This window comes from Microbacterium binotii (genome assembly GCF_021398715.1).
Taxonomy (GTDB): Bacteria; Actinomycetota; Actinomycetes; order Actinomycetales; family Microbacteriaceae; genus Microbacterium; species Microbacterium binotii_A.
In genome coordinates this window covers 2232791-2254194 of the sequence record NZ_CP090347.1, presented here as the reverse complement: position 1 = coordinate 2254194, position 21404 = coordinate 2232791, and the positions used below count along the sequence as shown (strand labels likewise).

Sequence of the window (21404 nt, the reverse complement as noted above, 5' to 3'; positions counted from 1 at the left end):
CTGGAGACATGCGCCCACCGATCTCGCAAGAACAGGAATCGCTGCTCGCGGAGCTGCGTGCGGAGCTGCGCCAGCACCACCGTCGGGGTCGGCTGCTGGTCGCGGTGGACGGTCGGGACGGCGCGGGCAAGACCCACTTCGCCGACGCTCTCGCGGATGCCCTGCGCGAAGACGGCTCGACGGTGTTCCGTGCATCCGCGGACGACTTCCACCGCCCGCGCGCCGAGCGCTACGCGCGGGGCCGGACGTCCGCGGAAGGCCACTACCGCGACTCCTACGACACCGAGGCACTGCTCGAGCGGCTGCTGCGGCCGTTCCGCGCGGGCGCACCATTCGTGACGGCAACGCACGACCTCGACGAGGATCGCGCCGTCGCCCCCGACGCCGAGACGGCGCCCGCCGATGCGATCCTCGTCGTCGACGGCCTCTTCCTTCTGCGCCCGGAGCTCCGCGACGTCTGGAACTGGTCGGTGTGGCTCGATGCGCCCCTCGATGTGGCGTTCGGGCGCATGGCGGAACGCGACGGCAGCGACCCCGACCCGCTTGCGGCCTCGAATGAGCGTTATCGCGCAGGCTTCGACCTGTACCTCCGGGACGGCGACCCGCGTGGCCGCGCGAGCGTGATCCTCGACAACACCGACCCGCGGCATCCGGTACGCGTCTTCCGGGACTTCTGCTGATGGCCGGTGAGGCGGCGGCGCCCACCGGCGTGCTCCTGGTCGACAAGCCCGGTGGGCTGACGAGCCATGACGTGGTCTCTCGCACCCGTCGTGCGCTGAACACGCGCAAGGTGGGCCACGCGGGCACCCTCGATCCGATGGCCACCGGGCTTCTCGTCCTGGGCATCGGTGCCGCGACGCGACTGCTCACCTACGTCGTCGGGTTGGACAAGACGTACGAGACCACCATCCGGCTCGGATCGGGCACGGACACCGATGACGCCGATGGCACGGTGACGAGTCGTGCTGACGAGCCGACGCTCGCGGCCGTGACGGACGAGGAGATCCGTGCGGGCATCGCCGATCTCAGGGGAGACATCGAGCAGGTGCCGAGCACGGTGTCGGCCATCAAAGTCGCGGGAAGACGCGCCTACGACCTCGCGCGGGCGGGCGAGGAGGTCGTGCTGGCCTCACGTGCCGTGACCGTCTCGCGTTTCGAGGTGCTCGCCATCCGTCGTACTGAAGCGGCGATCGAGCTGGATGCGGTGGTCGACTGCTCCAGCGGCACCTACATCCGCGCGCTGGCGCGTGATCTGGGAACCGCCCTCACCGTCGGCGGGCACCTGACGGCCCTGCGGCGGACCCGCATCGGCTCGTTCGATGTCGAAGCCGCCGTCGACCTCGAGCACATCGATGCCGACGCCCTGCTGCAGCCGGCAGCCGCAGCGGCCCTGGCGCTGCCCACGCTCGCCGTCAGTGACGACGAGGCGCGCGATCTGCGCCACGGCAAGCGCCTCACCGGGGCCGCCTCGAGAGTCGCCGCCACTCCGGCGGCGGCGATCGGTCCGGATGGTGCCTTGATCGGTGTACTGGAGCGTCGAGGAGCCGATCTCAAGAGCGCGATGAACATGCCGGAGGCGCACGCATGATCCTCTGGTTCACGCTGGCGCAGGTCGCCGTCGCCGGCCTCGCCGCGCTCGTGTGCGTCATCCTGGGACTGGCTGGTCGCCGCCCGAGCGATGTCAGCGTCGGAGCGCTCGCTCTGGTGGAGCTCCTGTTGATCGCGCAGGTCGTGGTGGCGATCGTGGCGCCGTTCGCGGGTAACCCCATCTCCGGCAGCACGCTGGAGTTCTGGGTTTACCTCGTCTCGGCGGCGCTGCTACCACCGGCGGGGGTCTTCTGGGCGCTGCTCGAGCGCAGCCGGTGGAGCACGGTCGTGATGGGCGTGGCCGCGGGGTCCGTGGCGGTGATGGTCTGGCGGATGCAGGTGATCTGGAGCGGGATCGGCGCCTGAGCCGGGCGCCCCGCGCCTCGATCTAGGATTGTCAGGTCATGGCACCCGCGAACCGCCCCCGCATCACCGGCCTCGGCCGCGTGCTGGTCGCGGTGTACGCGGTGCTCGCCCTCGCCGCGACGGGCCGATCGCTCGTGCAGATCGTGGAGCGCTTCGATGCGGCGCCGCTGGCGTTCACGCTGTCGGCGATCTCCGCGGCGGTCTACGTCCTCGCGACGGCGGCCCTCATCTTCTCGCACTCACGCATCTGGTACGCGGTCGCGTGGGTCGCGATCGTCTTCGAGATGATCGGGGTGCTGGTCGTCGGATCCGTCAGCCTGTTCCGGCACGATTTGTTCCCGGAGGAGACGGTCTGGAGCTGGTTCGGCTCGGGCTACGTCTTCGTGCCGCTGATCCTTCCCTTCGTCGGTGTCTGGTGGCTGTTCTCCCACCGGCCCGGTCACGCGGTGGATGCGCCCGCTCCTGCTCGCGTCGAGAGGTCTGTCTGGTGATCGTCTTCCACGGACCCCATGAGGTCCCCGCGGGCTTCGGCCCGTCCGTCGTCGCGATCGGCAAGTTCGACGGCGTCCACGCGGGGCATCGCGTCCTCCTCGAGCGCGCCAAGGTCGAGGCGGCGGCGCGCGGTGCGAAGGTCGTCGCCGTGACCTTCGACCGCAACCCGCTCGCCCTGCTGCGGCCGGATCGCTGTCCGGAGAACCTCGTCGGCGTCACGCAGAAGCTCCGGCTCCTCGCCGAGACCGGCATCGACGCGGCGATGGTGCTCACCTTCGACGCTGCGCTGGCGGAGCTGGAGCCGCGGGAGTTCGTCCGAGGCGTCCTCGTGGAGCCGCTCGACACCTGCGCGGTCCTCGTCGGCAACGACTTCCGGTTCGGCCGTGGGGGAGCGGGAGACCCCGGGATGCTGGAACGCCTCGGTGAGGAGTTCGGTTTCAGCGTGGGGGTCGTCGACGACGTCAGCGCGATCGACGGCGGTCGCCGGGTGTCGTCCACGTGGGTCCGGGAGCTGCTGGCCGCCGGTGACGTCGAGGGGGCCGCGAAGCTGCTCGGTCGCCCCGCATCCGTGCGCGGCGAGGTCGTGCACGGCCTCAAGAGAGGACGGGAGATGGGGTTCCCGACCGCGAACCTCAGCCCGTCGCTGGAAGGATTCGTGCCCGCCGACGGCGTCTACGCCGGATGGCTCGTGGATGAGGCGACGGGACTGCGCTCGGGGACGCGTTATCCCGCAGCGATCTCCGTGGGGACGAACCCCACCTTCGACGACGTGCCGACGCGCCAGGTGGAAGCGCACGTGCTCGACGAGCAGGGGATCGATCTCTACGGTCACGAGGTCGACGTGCAGTTCGTGCAGCGCGTGCGAGGGATGGTGGCGTTCGAGGGGATCGAGGCGCTGATCGACCAGATGAACGACGACGTCAAGCAGGTGCGTCGGATGCTCGGCGCGTAGCCGAGTCCGTCCCACCTCGGATCCCGAGCGCGGACGCGACGGCGCCGACGAGCATGAGCGCGGCGACGAAGAGCATCGCCGTATGGAGACCCGTCAGATCCAGCGCGTCGCCGACGAGCACCCCGATGGCCGCGACGGCGAGGAGCCCCGCCACTCGTGCGACGGCATTGTTGACCGCGGAAGCGATGCCGGAGCGCTCGGAGGTCACAGAGCCCAGCACGGCGGCGGTGAGCGGCGCGACGGTGAGCGTCAGGCCGATCCCGAACAGCACCATGCCCGGCAGCACCTGCGTGACGTAGTCGAAGGGCTGGCCGACGCTCAGCAGCAGCAGGGAGCCCGCCGCCATCACCGCGGGGCCGATCGTCATGAACCACCGGGGACCGAGCTTGCCTGCCCAGGCTCCGGCACGTGAGCTGAATGCGATCATCAGGAGCGTCGGAGGCAGGGATGCGAGTCCCGCGACCGTCGCGGAGAGGCCAGCCGTCTGCTGGAGGTAGATGGTGAGCACGAGTCCGTTGAGCGAAAGACCCGCGTAGACGAAGAACGTCGTGAGGTTGCCGGCCCAGAAGTTGCGTGCCCGGAACAACGACAGCGGCATGACGGGGGACGGCGCGACGCGTTGCCGCCAGATGAACCCGGCAAGCAGGAGGAGCCCGCCGATCGCGCCCGCCCACACCCAGGGCGAGTCCGCCCCCAGCCGCGGCTGCTCGATGAGGGCGAACACCAGTGCCCCCAGACCCGCCGTGCTGAGCACAGCGCCCAGCGCATCGATCCGCGCACCGGGCGTGCGCAGCTCCGGGATGCGGGTGAGCAGCAGGAGTGTGGGCAGGACGGGCAGAACGGTCACCGCGAAGACCCAGCGCCAGGAGAGGAGATCGACGAGGAGGCCGCCGGCGAGAGGGCCGATGAGGGTGGCGACCGTGGTCGCCCCCGTCCAGATGCCGATCGCGCGGGAGCGCTCCGCACCCTCGAAGCGCGCGGTCAGCAACGCGAGCGAGCTGGGAACGAGGAGCGCGCCGCCGACACCCTGCACCGCTCTCAGAGCGATGAGCCAACCGGCGCTGGGAACGAAGGCGAGAGCGAGCGACGCCGAGCCGAAGATCACGAGTCCGATACGCAGGATCCGCACCCGCCCGAAGGCGTCGCTCAAGGAGCCGGCGACGAGGATGAAGGCCCCGAGCGTCACGAGGTACGCATCCACCACCCACTGCTGCGTGGCCAGGCCGCCGCCGAGCTCGTGTGCGATGGCGGGCAGGGCCACATTGACGATCGTGCCGTCGAGGAAGGACACGAACGAGGCGAGGACCGCGACGCCGATGACGACGGCGGCGCTCGCCGGGCTGCTCGGACGGGTCGCCATGCTGCACACGCTACGCCCTTCGTCGGACACGGCGCACCGACCACGGAATACCCTAGGGGGGTATATCGTTGCGGAGGACGAGGAGGATGTCATCATGCAGGAGCACGACGGAACCACCCGCGAGGCGGTCCTGGACATCGACGGCATGACTTGCGCCAGCTGCGTCGCGCGCGTCGAGAAGCGGCTGGGGGCGGTCGACGGCGTTGCTGCCTCGGTCAACCTCGCCACCGAAACCGCGCACGTGAGCTACCCCGCCGACCTGCCGGAGGAGAAGCTCGTGCAGGCGGTCGCTCAGGCCGGCTATACCGCCCGTATCCGACCGGTGCACACGCACGGCGACCATGAAGGGGGTCACGTGCACGAGGTGGAGGATGCACCCGGTGCCACCACGCTGCGCACGCGCCTGATCGTCAGCGTCGCCCTCGCGATCCCCGTCGTCGCCTTCGGGATGGTTCCGGCGTGGCAGTTCCCCGGATGGCAGTGGCTGTCGCTAGTGCTCACGGCTCCCGTGGTGCTGTGGGGAGGGTGGCCGTTCCACCGCGCGACGTTCGCGAACCTCCGCCACGGCGCACTGACGATGGACACGCTCATCACGATGGGCACCTTCGCCGCCTTCGGATGGAGCCTGTGGGCACTCCTGTTCGGATCCGCCGGACGCTGGGGCATCCGCCACGAGGTGGTCCTGATCGGTCCGGTGCACGACGCCACGTCGCTCGTCTACTTCGAGGTGGCCGCCGCCGTGACGGTCTTCCTGCTGATCGGCCGCTACATCGAGCAGCGGTCACGCCGCGCGGCCGGTGCGGCGCTTCGCGCGCTCGGCGAGCTGACCGTGCCCGAGGTCGAGCTCGCCGACGGGCGCACCGTGCCCCTTCAGGCACTGCGTCCGGGAGACGTCTTCATGACGCGCCCCGGTGGGACGCTGGCCACCGACGGCACCGTCGTCGACGGGCGGGCGGATGTGGACGAGAGCATGCTCACCGGCGAGGCGGCGCCGGTGTCCGTCGTGCCCGGATCCTCCGTCACCGGCGGCACGATCGTGCACGGCGGCGCGCTGAGCGTGCGCGCGGATGCGGTCGGTGCTGACACGCGCCTCGCCCGCATCGCTCAGCTCGTCGAGAACGCGCAGATGGGCAAGAGCCGCGTCCAGCGCCTGGCGGACCGGATCTCGGCCGTCTTCGTGCCGATCGTCATCGGGCTCGCGGCGCTGACCCTCATCGGTTGGATGCTGGCCGGCGGATCGGTCGCCGAGGGATTCGTCGCGGCAGTGGCCGTGCTCATCATCGCGTGCCCCTGCGCCCTCGGCCTCGCCACGCCCGTGGCGATCCTCGTCGGCACCGGCCGGGGTGCGCAGCTCGGCATCCTCGTGACCGGTCCCGATGCCCTCGAGACCGCGCAGCGCGTCGACACGGTCGTGCTCGACAAGACAGGAACGGTCACCACGGGGCAGATGCGCGTGCGCCGTGCGTTCGTCGCGTCCGGTGTCGACGAGGCGCGGGCGCGTCGCGTCGCCGGTGCCCTCGAAGCCGGCTCGGAGCACCCTGTCGCCCGTGCGCTCGCGGTCGCGGACGCACCCGCCGTCGCCGACTTTGCGGCCGTCCCCGGACGCGGCGTGGTCGGCGACGTCGAGGGTGTCCGTGCGTTCGCGGGGAACGCCGCACTCGCCGCGGATGAGGGAGCCCGTCTCCCGGCCGAGCTCTCTGTCGCGCTCGAGGACAGCACCGGAACCCATGTCGTCGTGGGCTGGGCCGACGGTGACGGTCACATGCACGCCGCTGCCGTCTTCGAGCTCGAGGATGCCGTCCGCGAGGATGCGGCCGAGGCGGTCGCCGAGCTCTCCGAGCGAGGCATGCGCGTGCTCCTGCTCACCGGCGACGCCGAGCCCGTGGCACGTCGGGTCGCCGTGGAGGTCGGAATCGGCGAGGTGCGTGCGCAGGCCACTCCCGAAGACAAGCTCGCGGCCGTCACGCAGCTGCGTGCGGAGGGGCGCCGGGTCGCCATGGTCGGTGACGGTGTGAACGACGCAGCTGCGCTCGCCGCATCCGATCTCGGGATCGCGATGGGGGCGGGGACGGACGCCGCCCGGCATGCCGGCGACATCACGCTGACAGGGTCACGGCTCACTCAGGTGGTGACGGCTCTGTCGCTCAGCCGTCGGGTGATGTCGGTCATCCGCGGCAACCTGTTCTGGGCCTTCGCGTACAACGTCGCCGCCCTGCCGCTGGCCGCCTCAGGCCTGCTGAACCCGATGATCGCCGGCGCCGCGATGGCCTTCTCGAGCCTGTTCGTCGTGCTCAACAGTCTCCGTCTGCGCCGGGCCGGCTGACGACGGCGCGGCTGCGGGGCAGGCCGGGATGCTCCGTCTAGTGTCGAAGCTGTCCCACTCCCGGAGGTTGTCGTGATCCGCAAGTCCCGTTCTCTCGGCGCAGCCCTCGGTCTGTGCGCCGTCGTCCTGGCGCTGACCGCGTGTGTGCCCGAACCGTCGGAGACGACGTCTCCGTCCGGCTCCCCGGTGCCCTCCGCATCGTCCACCCCGAGCCCGTCGTCGTCGCCGTCATCCTCTCCGTCGTCGCCTTCGTCGACCCCCCGCCCCCAGACGCAGGAGATCCAGCTGCCAGCCTCGTGCGATGCGCTCTACTCGTCCGCGATGCGCAGCCGTCTCGACGCTGAGCTCGCGCCGCTCAACAGCGGCGGCGTCTCCCTCCCCGCCACCCAGGTGGAATCCCTGCGGGGCCTGATCGACTCGGGTGTGCCGACCCTGCGTTGCACGTGGGGCACGGGAGCGGGCTCCGCCCTCGCGACGAGCGTGACGATCGTGGATCCGGCCGATGCGCCGCGCATCCAGGACATGCTGGCAGCGGCCGGCTTCGTGTGCGCCGACAACTCCGGCGGCATCCTGTGCTCGAACGGCAATGAGGCGGACTTCCTCCGCGGCAACGGGTGGGTCGCGACGTCCTGGAGCGGGAACGCGCCGGACGGGTACACGGAAGACGTCGTCGCCACACTCTGGGGCTGACACTGCGCCGCACCGCGGGATGCTCTAAACTGTCACCGTCGGCCCGGATCCCTGCATCCACGTCAGGCCCAGTCGACTCTCTCGCGTACGAGCTGGCACCGAGCCGCCCGCGAGACTCGAAACACCGGTCGACGGTCCATTGCGGACCCGACGCTCAGGAGGAGCATGCCGACCACGGCACCGGCGGCGCAACGCCGTAGAAAGTCCTCGTCCGCCAAACGCGACGACGAGGCCCCCGTCATCCCGATCCTCGCGCGCAAGGTGCGCGAGGTCGAGGCGAAGGCCCAGCGCGGCAAGCTGGGCCCCACCAATCGCGTCAAGTTCCAGGTGATCGCCTTCCTGGTGCGCGAGGAACGTGCGCGTGTGAAGTCCGACACGACGCTCACCGATGCGTCGCGCGCCGAGCTGCTCAAGCGTCTCGACGGCGTGGCGACCATCCTCGCAAAGACCGCGGCGCGCGACACGTCCCTCATCCAGCTGCTCGAAGTCGACCAGGCGACCTCGCCGGTCGCGAAGCGGATGCGGCGCGACTGGCTGCTGGAATCCGGTGCCGAACTCGCTCCCGATGAGCTGATCATCACGGATGCCGCACCGGCGGCGCCCGTTGCGGTGATTCCGGCCGCCGCAGCATCCCGGCAGGTCGTGCCGCCGCAGGTCGAGGCGCGCCAGATGGCGAACCCGTTCCTGGCCCCCGATCTGACCCCGCGCTCCACCGGCAGCACGCCGCGTCGTCGGCTGGACGACTGGGAGCTCATGGGCCCGCTCTACAAGGCGTTCGAGACCGGTGCCGGTGGGGGAGCGGCGTCCATGGACCTGCCGCCCGTCCCGGAGTTCGACCGCCTGTCGCCCAAGGGGCTCGAGGTCATGGCGCACCAGTCGCGCTTCCTCGAGGCGGTCCGCGAGGGGCACCGGAGCTTCCTGCTCGCCGACGAGCCCGGCCTCGGCAAGACGGCCCAGTCGGTGCTGGCCGCATCCGTCGCGAACGCATATCCTCTGCTGGTCGTCGTGCCCAACGTCGTCAAGATGAACTGGGCCCGCGAGGTGCACCGGTGGACGCCGCAGCGGCGCGCCACCGTCATCCAGGGCGACGGCGAGAACATCGACGCGTTCGCCGATGTCTTCATCGTCAACTACGAGGTCCTCGACCGTCATCTGTCCTGGCTCAGCACGATCGGTCTGGGCGGCATGGTCGTCGATGAGGCGCACTTCATCAAGAACCTCACCTCGCAGCGATCCCGGAACGTGCTGGCGCTGGCCGGCCGCATCCGTGAGGCGCGGCGCGACCCGCTCATGCTGGCGCTGACCGGCACGCCGCTGATCAACGACGTCGAGGACTTCGACGCGATCTGGCGCTTCCTGGGCTGGACGAACGGCGAGAAGCCCGGTCCCGAGCTCATGGCGAAGCTCGATGAGACCGGACTGACGCCCGCCGACAAAGCCTTCTACCCGCAGGCGCGCAGCGCGGTCATCTCCATGGGCATCGTCCGTCGTCGCAAGACCGACGTGGCCGCGGATCTTCCCGACAAGCTCGTCGCCGACCTGCCCGTCGAACTGGACGACGAGTACGGCCGCTCGATCCGCCACGCCGAGCGTGAGCTGGGTGAGCGTCTGGCAGCGCGGTACCGCCGGATCATCGAAGCCCGCGGCGAGCGCGGCCTGGCGATCGGCGAGATCGACGAAGACATCGTCCGCCTGGTCGCACAGCACGAGCTCGACGAGTCCAAGGCCGCCGCATCCGGCAGCGAGAACGTGTTCACGATGGTGCGCCGCATCGGCCAGGCCAAAGCACTGCTCGCTGCCGACTACACCGTGCAGCTGCAGCGCTCCGTCGGCAAGGTCGTCTTCTTCGCGAAGCACATCGACGTCATGGACGCGGCCGAGGCCCACTTCGCCGCGGCCGGCCTCAAGTCGGTCTCGCTGCGCGGTGACCAGACGGCGATCGCGCGTCAGGCGGCCATCGATGCGTTCAACTCCGACCCGGAGGTCGCTGTCGCGGTCTGCTCCCTGACCGCCGCCGGGGTCGGCGTCAACCTGCAGGCAGCCTCCAACGTCGTGCTGGCGGAGCTGAGCTGGACCGCGGCCGAGCAGACGCAGGCGATCGACCGCGTGCACCGCATCGGCCAGGACGAGCCGGTCACGGCGTGGCGCATCATCGCCGCGCACACGATCGACACCAAGATCGCGGAACTCATCGACGCCAAGCAGGGTCTCTCCCTTCGCGCGCTCGACGGCCACGCGGTCGAGCCCGGTTCGAGCGACTCGGTGCAGTTGTCGGCGCTCATGCATCTGACGAGGTCCGCGCTCGGCGGCTGACCCGCATCCATATGCACGGCCCCGGGTGTGCGCCCGGGGGCTCCGGGGCGATAGTGTCGGTGAGGCAGCGTCGCCCCATTCCCCGGAGCACCATCACCCGGAAAGCAGGGACTCCAGCATGAAGATCGGTATTCTCACCAGCGGCGGCGATTGCCCCGGACTGAACGCGGTCATCCGCGGTGTCGTTCTCAAGGGCACCACGACCTACGACCTCGAGTTCGTCGGCATCCGCGACGGATGGCGCGGCGTGGTCGACGGCGACTTCTTCCCGTTGACGCGGCACGAGGTCAAGGGCCTGTCGAAGGTGGGAGGCACGATCCTCGGCACCAGCCGCACGAACCCCTACGAGGGTCCCCGCGGCGGCGCCGAGAACATCGCGAAGACGCTGTACGGGCACCGGATCGACGGCATCATCGCGATCGGCGGTGAGGGTACGCTGGCAGCCGCCAACCGTCTCGCGAACGACGGCATCAACGTGCTCGGCGTCCCGAAGACGATCGACAACGACCTGCGGGCGACCGACTACTCGTTCGGCTTCGACACGGCTGTCAACATCGCCACCGACGCCATGGACCGCCTGCGCACCACCGGCGACTCGCACCAGCGCTGCATGGTCGCCGAGGTCATGGGTCGCCACGTGGGCTGGATCGCCCTGCACGCGGGTATCGCCGCGGGCGCGCACGTGATCTGCATCCCCGAGGTCCCGATGTCGATCGATGAGATCGTCGACCAGGTCAGCCGCGCACACGACCGTGGCCGCGCGCCGCTGGTCGTCGTCTCCGAGGGCTTCAAGCTCACGGGCATGGACGAGGCCTTCAGCGACAAGGGCCTCGACGCCTTCAACCGCCCGCGTCTCGGCGGCATCAGCGAGGTCCTCGCCCCCGAGATCGAGCGCATCACCGGTATCGAGACCCGTGCGACGGTGCTCGGCCACATCCAGCGCGGTGGGTCGCCCTCCGCCTTCGACCGCGTGCTCGCGACCCGCCTGGGCCTGCACGCCGCCGACGCGATCGTCGACGGCGCATGGGGTCAGATGGTCGCCATGCGCGGAACCGACATCGTGCGCGTGCCGTTCGCGGAGGCGCTCGGCGAGCTGAACACGGTTCCCCAGTACCGCTACGAAGAGGCCGCCGCGCTCTTCGGTTGAGCTGCCGCTCGCCCCTTCACCAGGAGATCTCCGTCCCGCAGGACGATCCGCCCCGGATCATCCTGTCGGGCGGAGATCTCCTGCGTTGCGGCCTCGTCTCCTCACGGTTCATGCCCCGGCGTGTCGCCCCCGGTGCGGGGGTGGATTAACTGCCGGGATGCGGCGGAGACCGCATCCTCGGGCTATGTCGAAAACGACCGAACTCATCGCCCACGTCGATCGCTGCGGCGGTGCCGCGGTGGTGACATCGCTCTTCGCCGAGGGCTTCACCCGGCACGAGGTGCGCGCCGCGCTGGCGACAGGAGCATTGGAGCGACCGCGACGCGGGTGGGTGGTGACGGGCGGTGCCGACTCGGCGCTCCGCAGGGCTGTCGCCGTCGGCGGGCGGATCACCTGCGTCTCGGCGGCCGAGCGGCTCGGACTGTGGGTGCGCGAGCACGACGAGCTCCACCTCTCCGTCGCGGCGAACGCGTCGCGCTTCGATCGTGACGGACTTCGTGTCCACTGGGGTGCGGCGCCGATGCCCACCGCCGCGGACGCCGTGCTGGATCCGATCGTGAACGTTCTCTTCCACGTCGCGGCGTGCCTGGTCCGGTGGGAGGCGCTGGCGATCTGGGAATCAGCGCTGCGTCGAGGCCTCGTCGATGAGGCGGTTCTCGCGCGCATCGAATGGGGTGCGGTCGCGGCGCGCGAGATGGCCGCGCGGGCGGGATATCTCTCCGACTCCGGCATCGAGACCCGCTTCATCGAACTCATGCGTCGGTTGGCCGTCGACGTCCAGCAGCAGGTGTGGTTGGACGGCCATCCCGTCGACGGACTCATCGGGCGACGGCTCGTCGTGCAGATCGACGGGTTCGCCCACCACCAGGCGGGTGACCGGCGGCGGGACCTCGCTGCGGATGCCCGTCTCGCGCTCCGCGGCTACACCGTGCTGCGCTTCGACTACTACCAGCTCTTGTTCCAGGCGGACCAGGTGATCGACACGGTCGCGATGGCGATGGCGCAGGGACTGCACCGCTGAAGAGGCGGGTGACAGGCGACGCGACGCGGGCGGGCGGGGCGGGGTGGGGTCAGGCGAGGCCGAGGACGTCCATCATCCAGGCCTGTTCGTACGCGCGCTCGCGCCACGCGTTGTAGCGTCCGCTCACACCGCCGTGGCCGGCCACCATCTCGCACTTGAGCAGCGCATCGGCGCCGACCTCGCGCAGCCGCGCCACCCACTTCGCGGGCTCCACGTACAGCACGCGGGTGTCGTTGAACGAGGTGACGGCCAGGATGCGGGGATACGCCACGCCCTCGCGCACGTTCTCGTACGGCGAGTACGTCTTCATGTAGGCGTACACCTCGGGGTCGTGCAGGGGGTCGCCCCACTCGTCCCACTCGATGACCGTCAGCGGAAGCGAGGGGTCGAGGATCGTCGTCAGGGCGTCCACGAACGGCACGTCGGCGAGGATGCCGGCGAACAGCTCGGGTGCGAGGTTCGCGACGGCGCCCATCAGCAGTCCGCCGGCCGAACCACCCTCGGCGACGAGGAGATCGGGCGACGTGTAGCCGTGATCGATCAGGTGCAGGGCGCAGTCGACGAAGTCGGTGAACGTGTTGCGCTTGGCCAGCAGCTTGCCGTTCTCGTACCACTCCCGGCCCATCTCGCCACCGCCGCGCACGTGGGCGACCGCGAAGATCACCCCGCGATCGAGCTCCGACAGGCGCGCGACCGAGAACGCCGGCTCGATGGAGTGCTCGTAGGAGCCGTAGCCGTAGAGGTGCACCGGGCGAGGCGCCGCTCCCGCGTCCCCGAACGACCGCTTCCACACCAGCGAGACCGGGACCTCGGCGCCGTCCTGGGCGGTGGCCCACACGCGAGCCTGGGCGTAGTCGGCGCTGTCGTAGCCGCCGAGTACCGGCTGCTGCTTGCGCACGATGCGTTCGCCGCTGGCCGGGTCGTAGTCGAAGACCGTCGACGGCGTCACGAACGAGCCGTAGCCCAGACGGATGAGGGGAGGGGCCCACTCGGGGTTGCCGGCTGTGCCGACGGAGTAGAGCGGCTCGTCGAACTCGAGCTCCGCCACCGCGCCGTCGGCGTAGTCCAGCATGCCGAGTCGCGCGAGTCCCTCGCGGCGGTACGCGAGCACGGCCCAGTCGCGGAAGGTGGACAGGCCCAGAAGCCGGCGGCCGCCCTGGTGCTCTACGACGACGTCGCGCGAGCCCTGCGGATCGGATGCGGACACCCGCACGAGCTCGAAGTCCACCGCCTGGTCGTTGTGCAGGATGTACAGCACATCCTCGCCGTCGACCACGGCGTGGTCGCTGTCGTACTCCACGCCTTCCCGGCGCGGCCAGATCACGCGGGGCTCGCCGCGGAGATCGTCCGCCGGAAGCAGCCATTCCTCGGAGGTGATGGAGGAGCCGACGCCGATGACCAGGAAGCGGTCGCTACGGGTGAAGCCGGCGCCGACCCAGAAACGGTCGTCGCTCTCGTGGAAGAGCAGAGCGTCGTCGGTGACCGGGGTCCCCAGCTCGTGGAGCCAGACCTTGTCGGGCCGCCACGCGTCGTCGACCGTCGAGTAGACGATGAAGCGCCCGTCAGGAGACAGCGAGGCGCCCGCGAAGGTGCCCTCGATGACGTCGGGCAGCGTCGCGCCCGTCTCCAGGTCGCGCACGCGCAACGTGTATCGCTCGTCTCCTGACGTGTCGACGCCGTACAGCAGCAGCCGGCCGTCCGTGGAGACCTCGAAGGTGCCGAGGGAGAAGAACTCCTCCCCGTCCGCCTCCGCGTTGCCGTCGAGCAGCACCTGTTCGCCGTCGAGGGAGCCTTCGGGGACCGGCGGCGTCCAGTCGTCGGGAGAGGCGAGCGGTGCGCGACAGTGGATGCCGTACTGCTTGCCCTCCTCGGTGCGGGAGAAGTACCACCACCGGCCGCGACGGGTGGGCACGGACAGGTCGGTCTCGAGCGTGCGTCCCTTGATCTCCTGGAAGATCTGCTCGCGCAGGCCCGCGAGGTGCGCGGTACGTGCGTCCGTGTACGCGTTCTCGGCCTCGATATGCGCCACGACATTCGCGTCGTCCTTGTCGCGGAGCCACTCGTACGGGTCATCGAACACGTCACCGTGGTGCGAGCGGGAACGGACCTTTCGGGCGGCGTGCGGGGGAGCGGGGATGGCGGAGTCGGTCACTGTTCCACGCTAGTCGGATGCGGGACGCTCGTGCCCCGACGAAGGGCTCAGTCCTCGAGTCGGCGCACGATCGCGCGCGCCGCGCGGACGGCGGTGACGGTACCGGCCGCCGTGATGTTGGCCGCGACCGCCCCCGGCAGGACGCCGTTACCGGCGACGAAGAGGCCCTCGGAGCCCCAGACTGCGCCGTCGCGGTCCACGACACCCGTGCCGTCATCCGTCTCGCTCATGCGCACCGTCCCCGAGTAGTGCAGGGACGAGCCGGGCGGCAGCAGGAGCGTGTTGCCGACGGCGTCCGCTCCCGCGACCGCCTCGAACGCCACCCGCTGCTCCCGGGTCGCGCGTTCGATGAGTGCCAGATCGGTGTCGCTGTAGTCGTAATGGATGCGGGCGCGGGGCATGCCGAGCGCGTCCGTCTCCGTTTCGGAGAACTCGATGCGTGATGTCTCCCTGACCTCGGTGGGGACGTAGACGCTGATGCCGACGGCCATGGCCACGGCTTCCTGGAGGTCTTCGGAGAACAGCGGTCCCACGCTGATCTGCCAGTGGAACGGCTGCGCGTCGTCGCTGTGCGGAAGCCAGAGCGAGTCCGTCATCCACTCGCCCTCGCCGAGCGGCGGCACGTCGTCGACGCCGAGGTGGTGCGGCTCGGCGAAGACCCTCCCGGTGATGAACGCGTGTTCGTTGAGATACCGACCGAGAGCCTGGGGGCGCACCCCCGAGGCGAACAGGAGCTGCGGACTGCGCAGGGCGTCTGCGGCGACGACGACGTGGTCCGCGCGGAGCTCGCGGCGCTCGCCCGTGCGCAGATCCTCGACCTCGAGTCCCAGGGCACGCTGTCCGTCGAGGAGGATGCGCCGCGCGAGGGTGCCCGAGAGCAGCGTGACGGTCTCCGACGACCCGTCGAGCTCCGGGAGGATGACCCCGGGGTCGGTGCGCCGACGCTCGACCCCGTCGGCGCGGAAGACGCCCATGGGCATGATCTGCGGCCCGCGTCCGGAGGCGCTGACATCGCCGAACGCCCGCGTGAGCGCTTCCAGGACCGCGGTGCCGGCGGGCGTGGGTCCGAAGCGGTCGGAACGGATCCGCAGAATGCTGCGCACGCGTTCGTAGTCGGCATCCCACTCGGATGCGATCGCCGCCGGGATCTCGTGACCCCACGGCGTGGGGCACGCGGCGGTCCAGTGGGATCCCATCCCGCCGACGTTCCACGCGCTTGCGGCTGCGGGCATCTCGGTCGCGTCGTGTCCGAGAGCGGCGAAATCGTACAGTCCGAACGCGGATGCGCTGCGGGCATCGAAGGCGCCTGCCGTCGCGGCGCCGACGTACATGGACTGCACGCCGGCCGCGACGTGGGCGTGGTAGGCGTCTCGTGTTCCCGCATCCGTCGAGTCGTGGAGGTGGCGTGCGGGGGCGCCCTCCCCGGCGGGGCCGGCTTCCACGATCGTGATCCGTGTCCCGGGGCGCAGGCGGCCCACTTCGGCGGCCACAGCGGCACCCATGATGCCACTGCCCACGATGAGTACGTCCGCGTCCACGGGTCCTCCAGATATGTCGATGATCGATATAAGACGACTATTCCGAACCAAAAGACGCCCGATGCGTGGAGAAAGTTTCGCGCTCGTAACGAATTCTTGTCGGCTGTGACGCCGATGTTAATTCTGTCAACATCGGTCGGATCGGCTTCCGAGGTGCCCATAGCCTGGCCGCGGCTCGGCATCTGCCGCCGGCGCCCCACCCGCTCCACGGGCGCACCCACCCGCATCCCGAAAGGCCGTACCACCATGTCTGCACTGCCTTCACGTCCACTCCGGCGCACGCTCCTCGTCTCAGGTGTCGCCCTCACCGCCGCCGTCGTCCTCGCCGGGTGCGGTCGGGCGTCCGGCGATTCCGAGGCGGCCGCCGACACGGTCGTCGGGGACGCCGCCGCGACCGGCACCGTCGAGTTCTGGGCGGCCGGCGCGGAGGGGGAGGCGCTTCCCGCCTTCTTCGAGGAGTTCGAGAAGGAGAATCCCGACGTCACCGTCAACGTGACCTCGATCCCCGAGTCGGAGTTCGCCACGAAGGTGTCCGCGGCCGTCGCGGCGGGCAACGTCCCCGACGCGACGTTCCTGCTGTCGCAGTCGCAGGCGAGCATGCTCGCCACCGACGCGTTCGCCACCGTTCCCGACGGCCTCGTCGACGGCGGCGCCTTCTTCGACAACATGTGGGATGCCGCCCAGTACGACGGCGCCGCACACGCCGTGCCCTGGTACACCTACGCCCAGGCGTTCTATTACCGCAAGGACCTGGCGGATGCCGCCGGCGTCGAGGCGCCCGCGACGTGGGGCGACTACCCGGCGTTCGCCAAGGCGATGCAGGCGCAGGGAGTGAAGTTCCCGATCGGCCTCTCGGTGGAGTGGAACGAGTACACCGCGCAGCAGTTCAACGACTTCAGCATCCAGGCCGGCGGATCGCTGATCTCCGACGACCACACCGAATGGACCATCGACACGCCGGAGAACCTCGCGGCGCTGGAGACCTTCACGAACCTGATCCTCGACGGGTACGCATCGCCGGACGGCCCGACGTTCCTCGACACCGTGCCGTGGTTCACGTCGGGGCAGATCGGGGCCTACGTCAACGGACCGTGGTTCCCGTCCTGGCTCGACGAGGCGAACGGGGAGGGCTGGTCGAGCGAGAACCTGGGCGTCGCGCTGAACGCCGCCGGACCCGGCGGCAGCACCTCGGCGATCGGAGGCGGAAGCCTCGCCGTCTTCGACGACGCCAAGAACGCGGATGCGGCGTGGAAGCTCGTGCGCTGGATGTCGCAGCCCGAGACCCAGGTCGCCTGGTACGAGCGCTTCGGCAACCTGCCCGCCGTCGAGGCAGCATGGGACGAGCCGGTGATCGCCGACGACCCGTTCCTGACCGTCATCAAGGAGGCCATCCCGATGGCGAGCGCGGTTCCTGCCGTCCCGGGCTGGCTCGAGGTCTCCGCGATGCTGGGGTCCGAGATGGAGCGCGCCGCGCGGGGGCAGGCCACGCCCGCCGACGTGCTCGCCGCCGCACAGGCCAAGGCCGACGCGATCGGCACCGGGGTCGAGTGAGCGCCGGACGACCATGACGAGTTCCACACTCACCCGCGGGGAGACGCGCACGAGCCGTCTCCCCGCGGGGGGCGCCCGGCCGCGCGGCCGTCGCGGCGCGCGGCCGCGGCAGAGCCTCGTCGCCTGGATCTTCCTGCTACCGACGCTCATCGTCGTCGGTCTGTTCACGGTGGTCCCGGGGCTGTTCGCGCTGGCGTTCAGCTTCACCGACATCGGACTGCGCGACATCCGAGACCCCCTCCAGGTCGAGGTCGTCGGCGCCGAGAACTTCACGGCGCTGCTCGCCAACCCGGACTTCCTGCGCTCGATCGGCAACACGGTCCTCTTCGTCGTGATCGGCGTCCCTCTCACGATCGGCATCGGGCTCGCCCTCGCGATCCTGCTGGGCAGCGGCATCCGGCGTCTGCGCCCGGTGTTCCGGGCAGCCATCTACCTCCCGGTCATCGCGAACATCGTCGCCGCATCCGTGATCTGGAAGTACGCCCTCACCTACGAGGGCCCGGTCAACGAGGCGCTGGCCGCGATCGGCATCGCGGGGCCCAACTGGCTCGGGGACCCGGCGTGGGGCGTTACCTCGGTGATCCTGCTCACCGTCTGGCGCAACGTGGGGACGGCGATGGTGCTGTTCCTCGCGGGACTCCAGGCTGTGCCGGAAGAGGTCTACGAGGCCGCCGCGATCGACGGCGCGGGCCCCTGGCGACGGATCGTGCACATGACGCTGCCGCTGCTGCGTCCGACGACGCTGCTGGTGACGGTGCTCATCACCGTCATGTACATGAACATCTTCGAGGAGCCCTATCTGCTCACCGGCGGCGGCCCCTTGGACTCGACGAGATCGATCTCCCTCTGGGTCTATCAGCAGTTCGGCTACGGGAACATCGCCGCCTCCATGGCGGGCTCCTTCGTGCTGATCCTGCTGGTGGCCGTGGTGAGTGTCGTGCAATTCCGGATGCTGAGGCCCAAACACTGATGCGTACCTCCCGACTGGGCAGCGCGCTGCTCTACCTGTTCATCACCGTCGTGTGCGTGGCGATGCTGATCCCGTTCGTCCTGGTGTTCTTCGGCGCATTCAAGACGCAGGGCGAGTTCACCGCCGACCCGGGCGCGTGGCTTCCGGAGTCCTTCGGCAACCTCGCCAACTTCACCACCCTCTTCGAGCGTGGCTTCGGCCGGTACTTCCTCAATGGCGTCATCGTGTCCGCGCTCGTCGTCGCCGGCAATCTCGTGTTCAGCTCGCTGGCCGGATACACGCTCGCCAAGCTGCATTTCCGCGGTCGCGGGTTCGTCTTCGCGCTGGTACTGGCCACCATGATGGTTCCGATCGTCGCGATCTTCGTGCCGCAGTTCATGGTGGCCGTCCAGCTCGGGCTCGTCGACACGCTGTTCGGAATCGCGCTTCCCATGCTCGTCCTGCCGATCGCCGTGTTCGTGGTCCGCCAGTTCGCGCACTCCATCCCGGAGGATCTCATGGAGGCCGCGAGGCTCGACGGAGCGGGCGAGCTGCGCATCTTCGGGCAGATCTTCCTCCCGCTGCTCGCACCGGCGCTCGCGACGGTGAGCGTGCTCACCTTCCTCGCATCGTGGAACGCCTTCATCTGGCCCCTGGTCATGGCGCAGTCGCAGAGCACCTACACCCTTCCCGTCGGCCTCGCCGTCGCCGCGCAGGCCAACCGGACGACCGAGTTCGGCGTGCTCCTGGCGGGCGCGGTGGTGGTGCTGCTCCCCGTCCTCATCCTGTTCCTGTTCCTGCAGAAGTACTTCGTGCAGGGCATCGCCGCCACCGGTCTCAAATGAGCTCGCGCTCCCTGCTTCGAAAGGTTCCCGCATGCCGATCCGTCGCTCACAGGTCGCCCTCAACCCCATTCAGTGGACCAACCTCCCGCCCGACCCCGCCGTGCCCGGAAGCACGGGGCGCTGGCGTTACGGCGAGCCGTCGTTCGTGGCGGACTACCCGGAGGTGCTCGCCGCCGTGGCGGCATCCGGGTTCGACGCCACGATGATGGAGGTCCTGGACACGCAGACCCTCCAGAGCTACGCGGCGATGATCGAACGCGCGGGCCTGCGCGTCGCGCCGGGCTACGCCTCCATCGGGCTGCCCGAGGATGAGGGGTTGGAGATCGCACCCGGCAGCGCCGAGTGGGCGCGCTGGTTCAACCCCGTGCGCCGCAAGGCCGAGGAGTCGCTCTACTTCGGCCTGGACACGGTCTTCCTCGCGCCGATGGTCGATTACCGGCTGCCGCGCTGGTCGGAGCGCGCGGCCGTCGGGTACCTCGCCGATCGCGACCGACTGCTGCGCCAGGCCGACATGCTCGCGGAGGCGGGCCGCATCCTGCGTGCGGAGGGTGTCCGCGCCGGGCTGCACAACCACGTCGGTACCTGGGTCGAGACCGAGGAGGAGATCGAGACGGTGCTCGCCGAGGTCGACCCGGAGGTGCTCGGCGCCTCGTTCGACCTGGGCCACCTGGCGTGGGCGGGCATCGACCCGGTGGCGATGGTCGCGCGTCACCGCGACCGGGTGATCGATCTGCACATCAAGGACCACTCCGCAGCCCTCGTAGCCGAGAACCGGGCGAACCCGGGTCCCTACGAGCGCGTCGCCTCGCAGCCGTTCTTCCTCGAGCCCGGCAGCGGCGACATCGACATCCCCGGAGTGCTGGCGCAGCTCGGCGACGACTTCGACGGGTGGCTGGTCATCGAGGTCGACCAGTTGCACGGCGACCCGGATGCGAGCGCGCGTCGCAGTCGCGGGTGGGTCGAGCAGACCTTCGCCGCGTGAACGCACTGCGCGTCGCGATCATCGGGACCGGGATGATCGCGGAGGTCCATGCGCGCGCCGTCCGCATGGTCGGGGGTCGGCTGGTTGGTGTTCTCGGCTCCCGCCCGGAGCGCGGCGCGCAGGCGGCCCAGCGATGGGGAGGTCGAGGCTATCTCGATCTCGAGGAGCTGCTGGCCGATACCCCTGACGTCGTGCACGTCTGCACCCCCAACGCCACCCATGCGCCCTACGTGCGGGCACTTCTGGCGGCCGGCGTCGCGGTGGTGTGCGAGAAGCCGTTGGGGCTCGACGGGGCCGAAGCGCACGAGTTGGCCGACCTCGCCCGCCGAGCGGGGGTCGTCGCGACCGTCCCGTTCGTCTACCGCTACCACCCTCTCGTGCGCGAGATCCGCTCCCGCGTGGCGCGGGGCGGGTTGGGCCGGGTCCTGCTCATGCACGGCACCTATCTGCAGGACTGGATGCTGGACGCCCGCACCGCGAACTGGCGCGTCGACCCCGCGCTCGGCGGCGGATCGCGCGCCTTTGCGGACATCGGTTCGCACTGGTGCGATCTGGTCGAGTTCGTCAGCGGGGAACGGTTCGAGGCCGCATCCGCGCAGTTCTCGCTCGCGCACCCCGAGCGTCCCATCGGCAGCGATCACGCCTTCGGCGGCGGCGTCGCGACGGCCGAGCGGCCGAGCGCGCCGGTCGAGACCGAGGACGCGGCGATCGTCGCGTTGCGCACGCGGTCGGGTGTTCCCGCCAGCGTCGTCGTGTCGCAAGTGTCCGCGGGGCGCAAGAACCGGCTGTGGTTCGAGATCGACGGCACCTCCGCCAGCGCCGTCTTCGACCAGGAGGCGCCGGAGACGGTGTGGTTCGGCACGACGAACGGGGCGAGCGTCCTGCGGCGCGCCGAGGCGGAGCCCTCGCCGGAACAGGCCCGCCTGAACGCGTTCCCCGCCGGACACGCGCAGGGATGGGGCGATGCGTTCGCGGCGTTCGTCGCAGACACCTACGCCGCTGTGCGCGGTGAGGCGCCGGACGGTCTTCCCACGTTCGATGACGGCGCACGCGCCGCCGACATCGTCGACGCGGTGCGGGCGTCGGCGCTCTCCGCCTCGTGGGAGGCCGTCGCCGCATCCTGACGGCGTACGCGC

At 70.1% G+C, this 21404-nt stretch carries 18 protein-coding genes; 15 read left to right on the top strand and 3 right to left on the bottom strand.

Features of this window, described 5'->3' with window-relative positions:
• Positions 1-8 precede the first annotated feature (8 nt).
• Genes LXM64_RS11245 through LXM64_RS11225 form a run of 5 tightly spaced genes read left to right on the top strand, consistent with a single transcriptional unit; the run spans position 9 to position 3397 of the window.
• Entirely contained in the window at positions 9-680 is a 672-nt protein-coding gene (locus LXM64_RS11245; protein ID WP_234073276.1) for a uridine kinase, read from the top strand.
• Positions 680-1588: a tRNA pseudouridine(55) synthase TruB gene (truB, locus tag LXM64_RS11240; protein ID WP_234073275.1), complete on the top strand. Its 909-nt coding sequence runs from the start codon at positions 680-682 to the stop codon at positions 1586-1588. The genes LXM64_RS11245 and truB overlap by 1 nt, the downstream gene beginning before the upstream one ends.
• Positions 1585-1953 (top strand): hypothetical protein, encoded by a 369-nt coding sequence (locus LXM64_RS11235; RefSeq protein ID WP_234073274.1) that lies wholly within the window; start codon positions 1585-1587, stop codon positions 1951-1953. Before truB ends, LXM64_RS11235 begins: the two co-directional genes overlap by 4 nt.
• A gap of 38 nt (positions 1954-1991) precedes the next feature.
• Positions 1992-2444 carry a hypothetical protein gene (locus LXM64_RS11230; protein WP_234073273.1) on the top strand — a complete coding sequence of 151 codons (453 nt, stop codon included), beginning with the start codon at positions 1992-1994 and terminating at the stop codon, positions 2442-2444.
• Positions 2441-3397, top strand: a complete 957-nt coding sequence (locus tag LXM64_RS11225; RefSeq protein WP_234073272.1) for a bifunctional riboflavin kinase/FAD synthetase — start codon at positions 2441-2443, stop codon at positions 3395-3397. The genes LXM64_RS11230 and LXM64_RS11225 overlap by 4 nt, the downstream gene beginning before the upstream one ends.
• On the opposite strand, the gene LXM64_RS11220 is transcribed toward LXM64_RS11225, so the two are convergent.
• Positions 3366-4757, bottom strand: a complete 1392-nt coding sequence (locus tag LXM64_RS11220) for an MFS transporter (protein ID WP_234073271.1) — start codon at positions 4755-4757, stop codon at positions 3366-3368. The genes LXM64_RS11225 and LXM64_RS11220 overlap by 32 nt on opposite strands.
• A 94-nt stretch (positions 4758-4851) precedes the next feature.
• Between LXM64_RS11220 and LXM64_RS11215 the strand changes: the two genes are divergently transcribed.
• The 5 genes from LXM64_RS11215 (at position 4852) to LXM64_RS11195 (ending at position 12251) form a co-directional block, all read left to right on the top strand.
• Positions 4852-7080: a heavy metal translocating P-type ATPase gene (locus tag LXM64_RS11215; protein WP_234073270.1), complete on the top strand. Its 2229-nt coding sequence runs from the start codon at positions 4852-4854 to the stop codon at positions 7078-7080.
• Positions 7081-7401: 321 nt separating this feature from the next.
• Positions 7402-7770, top strand: a complete 369-nt coding sequence (locus tag LXM64_RS11210; protein ID WP_234073269.1) for a hypothetical protein — start codon at positions 7402-7404, stop codon at positions 7768-7770.
• A gap of 165 nt (positions 7771-7935) precedes the next feature.
• Entirely contained in the window at positions 7936-10083 is a 2148-nt protein-coding gene (locus LXM64_RS11205; RefSeq protein WP_137416520.1) for a DEAD/DEAH box helicase, read from the top strand.
• A 118-nt stretch (positions 10084-10201) separates the two neighbouring features.
• Positions 10202-11230: a 6-phosphofructokinase gene (locus LXM64_RS11200; protein ID WP_137416521.1), complete on the top strand. Its 1029-nt coding sequence runs from the start codon at positions 10202-10204 to the stop codon at positions 11228-11230.
• Positions 11231-11414: 184 nt separating this feature from the next.
• Positions 11415-12251, top strand: coding sequence for an endonuclease domain-containing protein (locus LXM64_RS11195; RefSeq protein ID WP_234073268.1), 837 nt, complete (start codon positions 11415-11417; stop codon positions 12249-12251).
• Between the two features lie 49 nt (positions 12252-12300).
• On the opposite strand, the gene LXM64_RS11190 is transcribed toward LXM64_RS11195, so the two are convergent.
• Both LXM64_RS11190 and LXM64_RS11185 read right to left on the bottom strand, forming a co-directional pair.
• Entirely contained in the window at positions 12301-14403 is a 2103-nt protein-coding gene (locus tag LXM64_RS11190) for a S9 family peptidase (protein ID WP_234073267.1), read from the bottom strand.
• A 47-nt stretch (positions 14404-14450) separates the two neighbouring features.
• The gene (locus LXM64_RS11185; RefSeq protein ID WP_234073266.1) at positions 14451-15941 is read right to left on the bottom strand and encodes a GMC oxidoreductase; all 1491 of its coding nucleotides are present in this window, start codon (positions 15939-15941) and stop codon (positions 14451-14453) included.
• A 246-nt stretch (positions 15942-16187) separates the two neighbouring features.
• Between LXM64_RS11185 and LXM64_RS11180 the strand changes: the two genes are divergently transcribed.
• From LXM64_RS11180 to LXM64_RS11160, 5 genes are read left to right on the top strand one after another with little or no spacing between them, the layout of a single operon-like run.
• Positions 16188-17492, top strand: a complete 1305-nt coding sequence (locus LXM64_RS11180; protein ID WP_234073265.1) for an extracellular solute-binding protein — start codon at positions 16188-16190, stop codon at positions 17490-17492.
• A 13-nt stretch (positions 17493-17505) separates the two neighbouring features.
• Positions 17506-18462, top strand: a complete 957-nt coding sequence (locus LXM64_RS11175; RefSeq protein ID WP_137416525.1) for a carbohydrate ABC transporter permease — start codon at positions 17506-17508, stop codon at positions 18460-18462.
• The gene (locus LXM64_RS11170; protein WP_234073264.1) at positions 18462-19286 is read left to right on the top strand and encodes a carbohydrate ABC transporter permease; all 825 of its coding nucleotides are present in this window, start codon (positions 18462-18464) and stop codon (positions 19284-19286) included. The genes LXM64_RS11175 and LXM64_RS11170 overlap by 1 nt, the downstream gene beginning before the upstream one ends.
• A 31-nt stretch (positions 19287-19317) precedes the next feature.
• Positions 19318-20268 carry a sugar phosphate isomerase/epimerase family protein gene (locus LXM64_RS11165; protein WP_234073263.1) on the top strand — a complete coding sequence of 317 codons (951 nt, stop codon included), beginning with the start codon at positions 19318-19320 and terminating at the stop codon, positions 20266-20268.
• Positions 20265-21392 carry a Gfo/Idh/MocA family protein gene (locus tag LXM64_RS11160; RefSeq protein WP_234073262.1) on the top strand — a complete coding sequence of 376 codons (1128 nt, stop codon included), beginning with the start codon at positions 20265-20267 and terminating at the stop codon, positions 21390-21392. The genes LXM64_RS11165 and LXM64_RS11160 overlap by 4 nt, the downstream gene beginning before the upstream one ends.
• Positions 21393-21404: the final 12 nt, after the last annotated feature.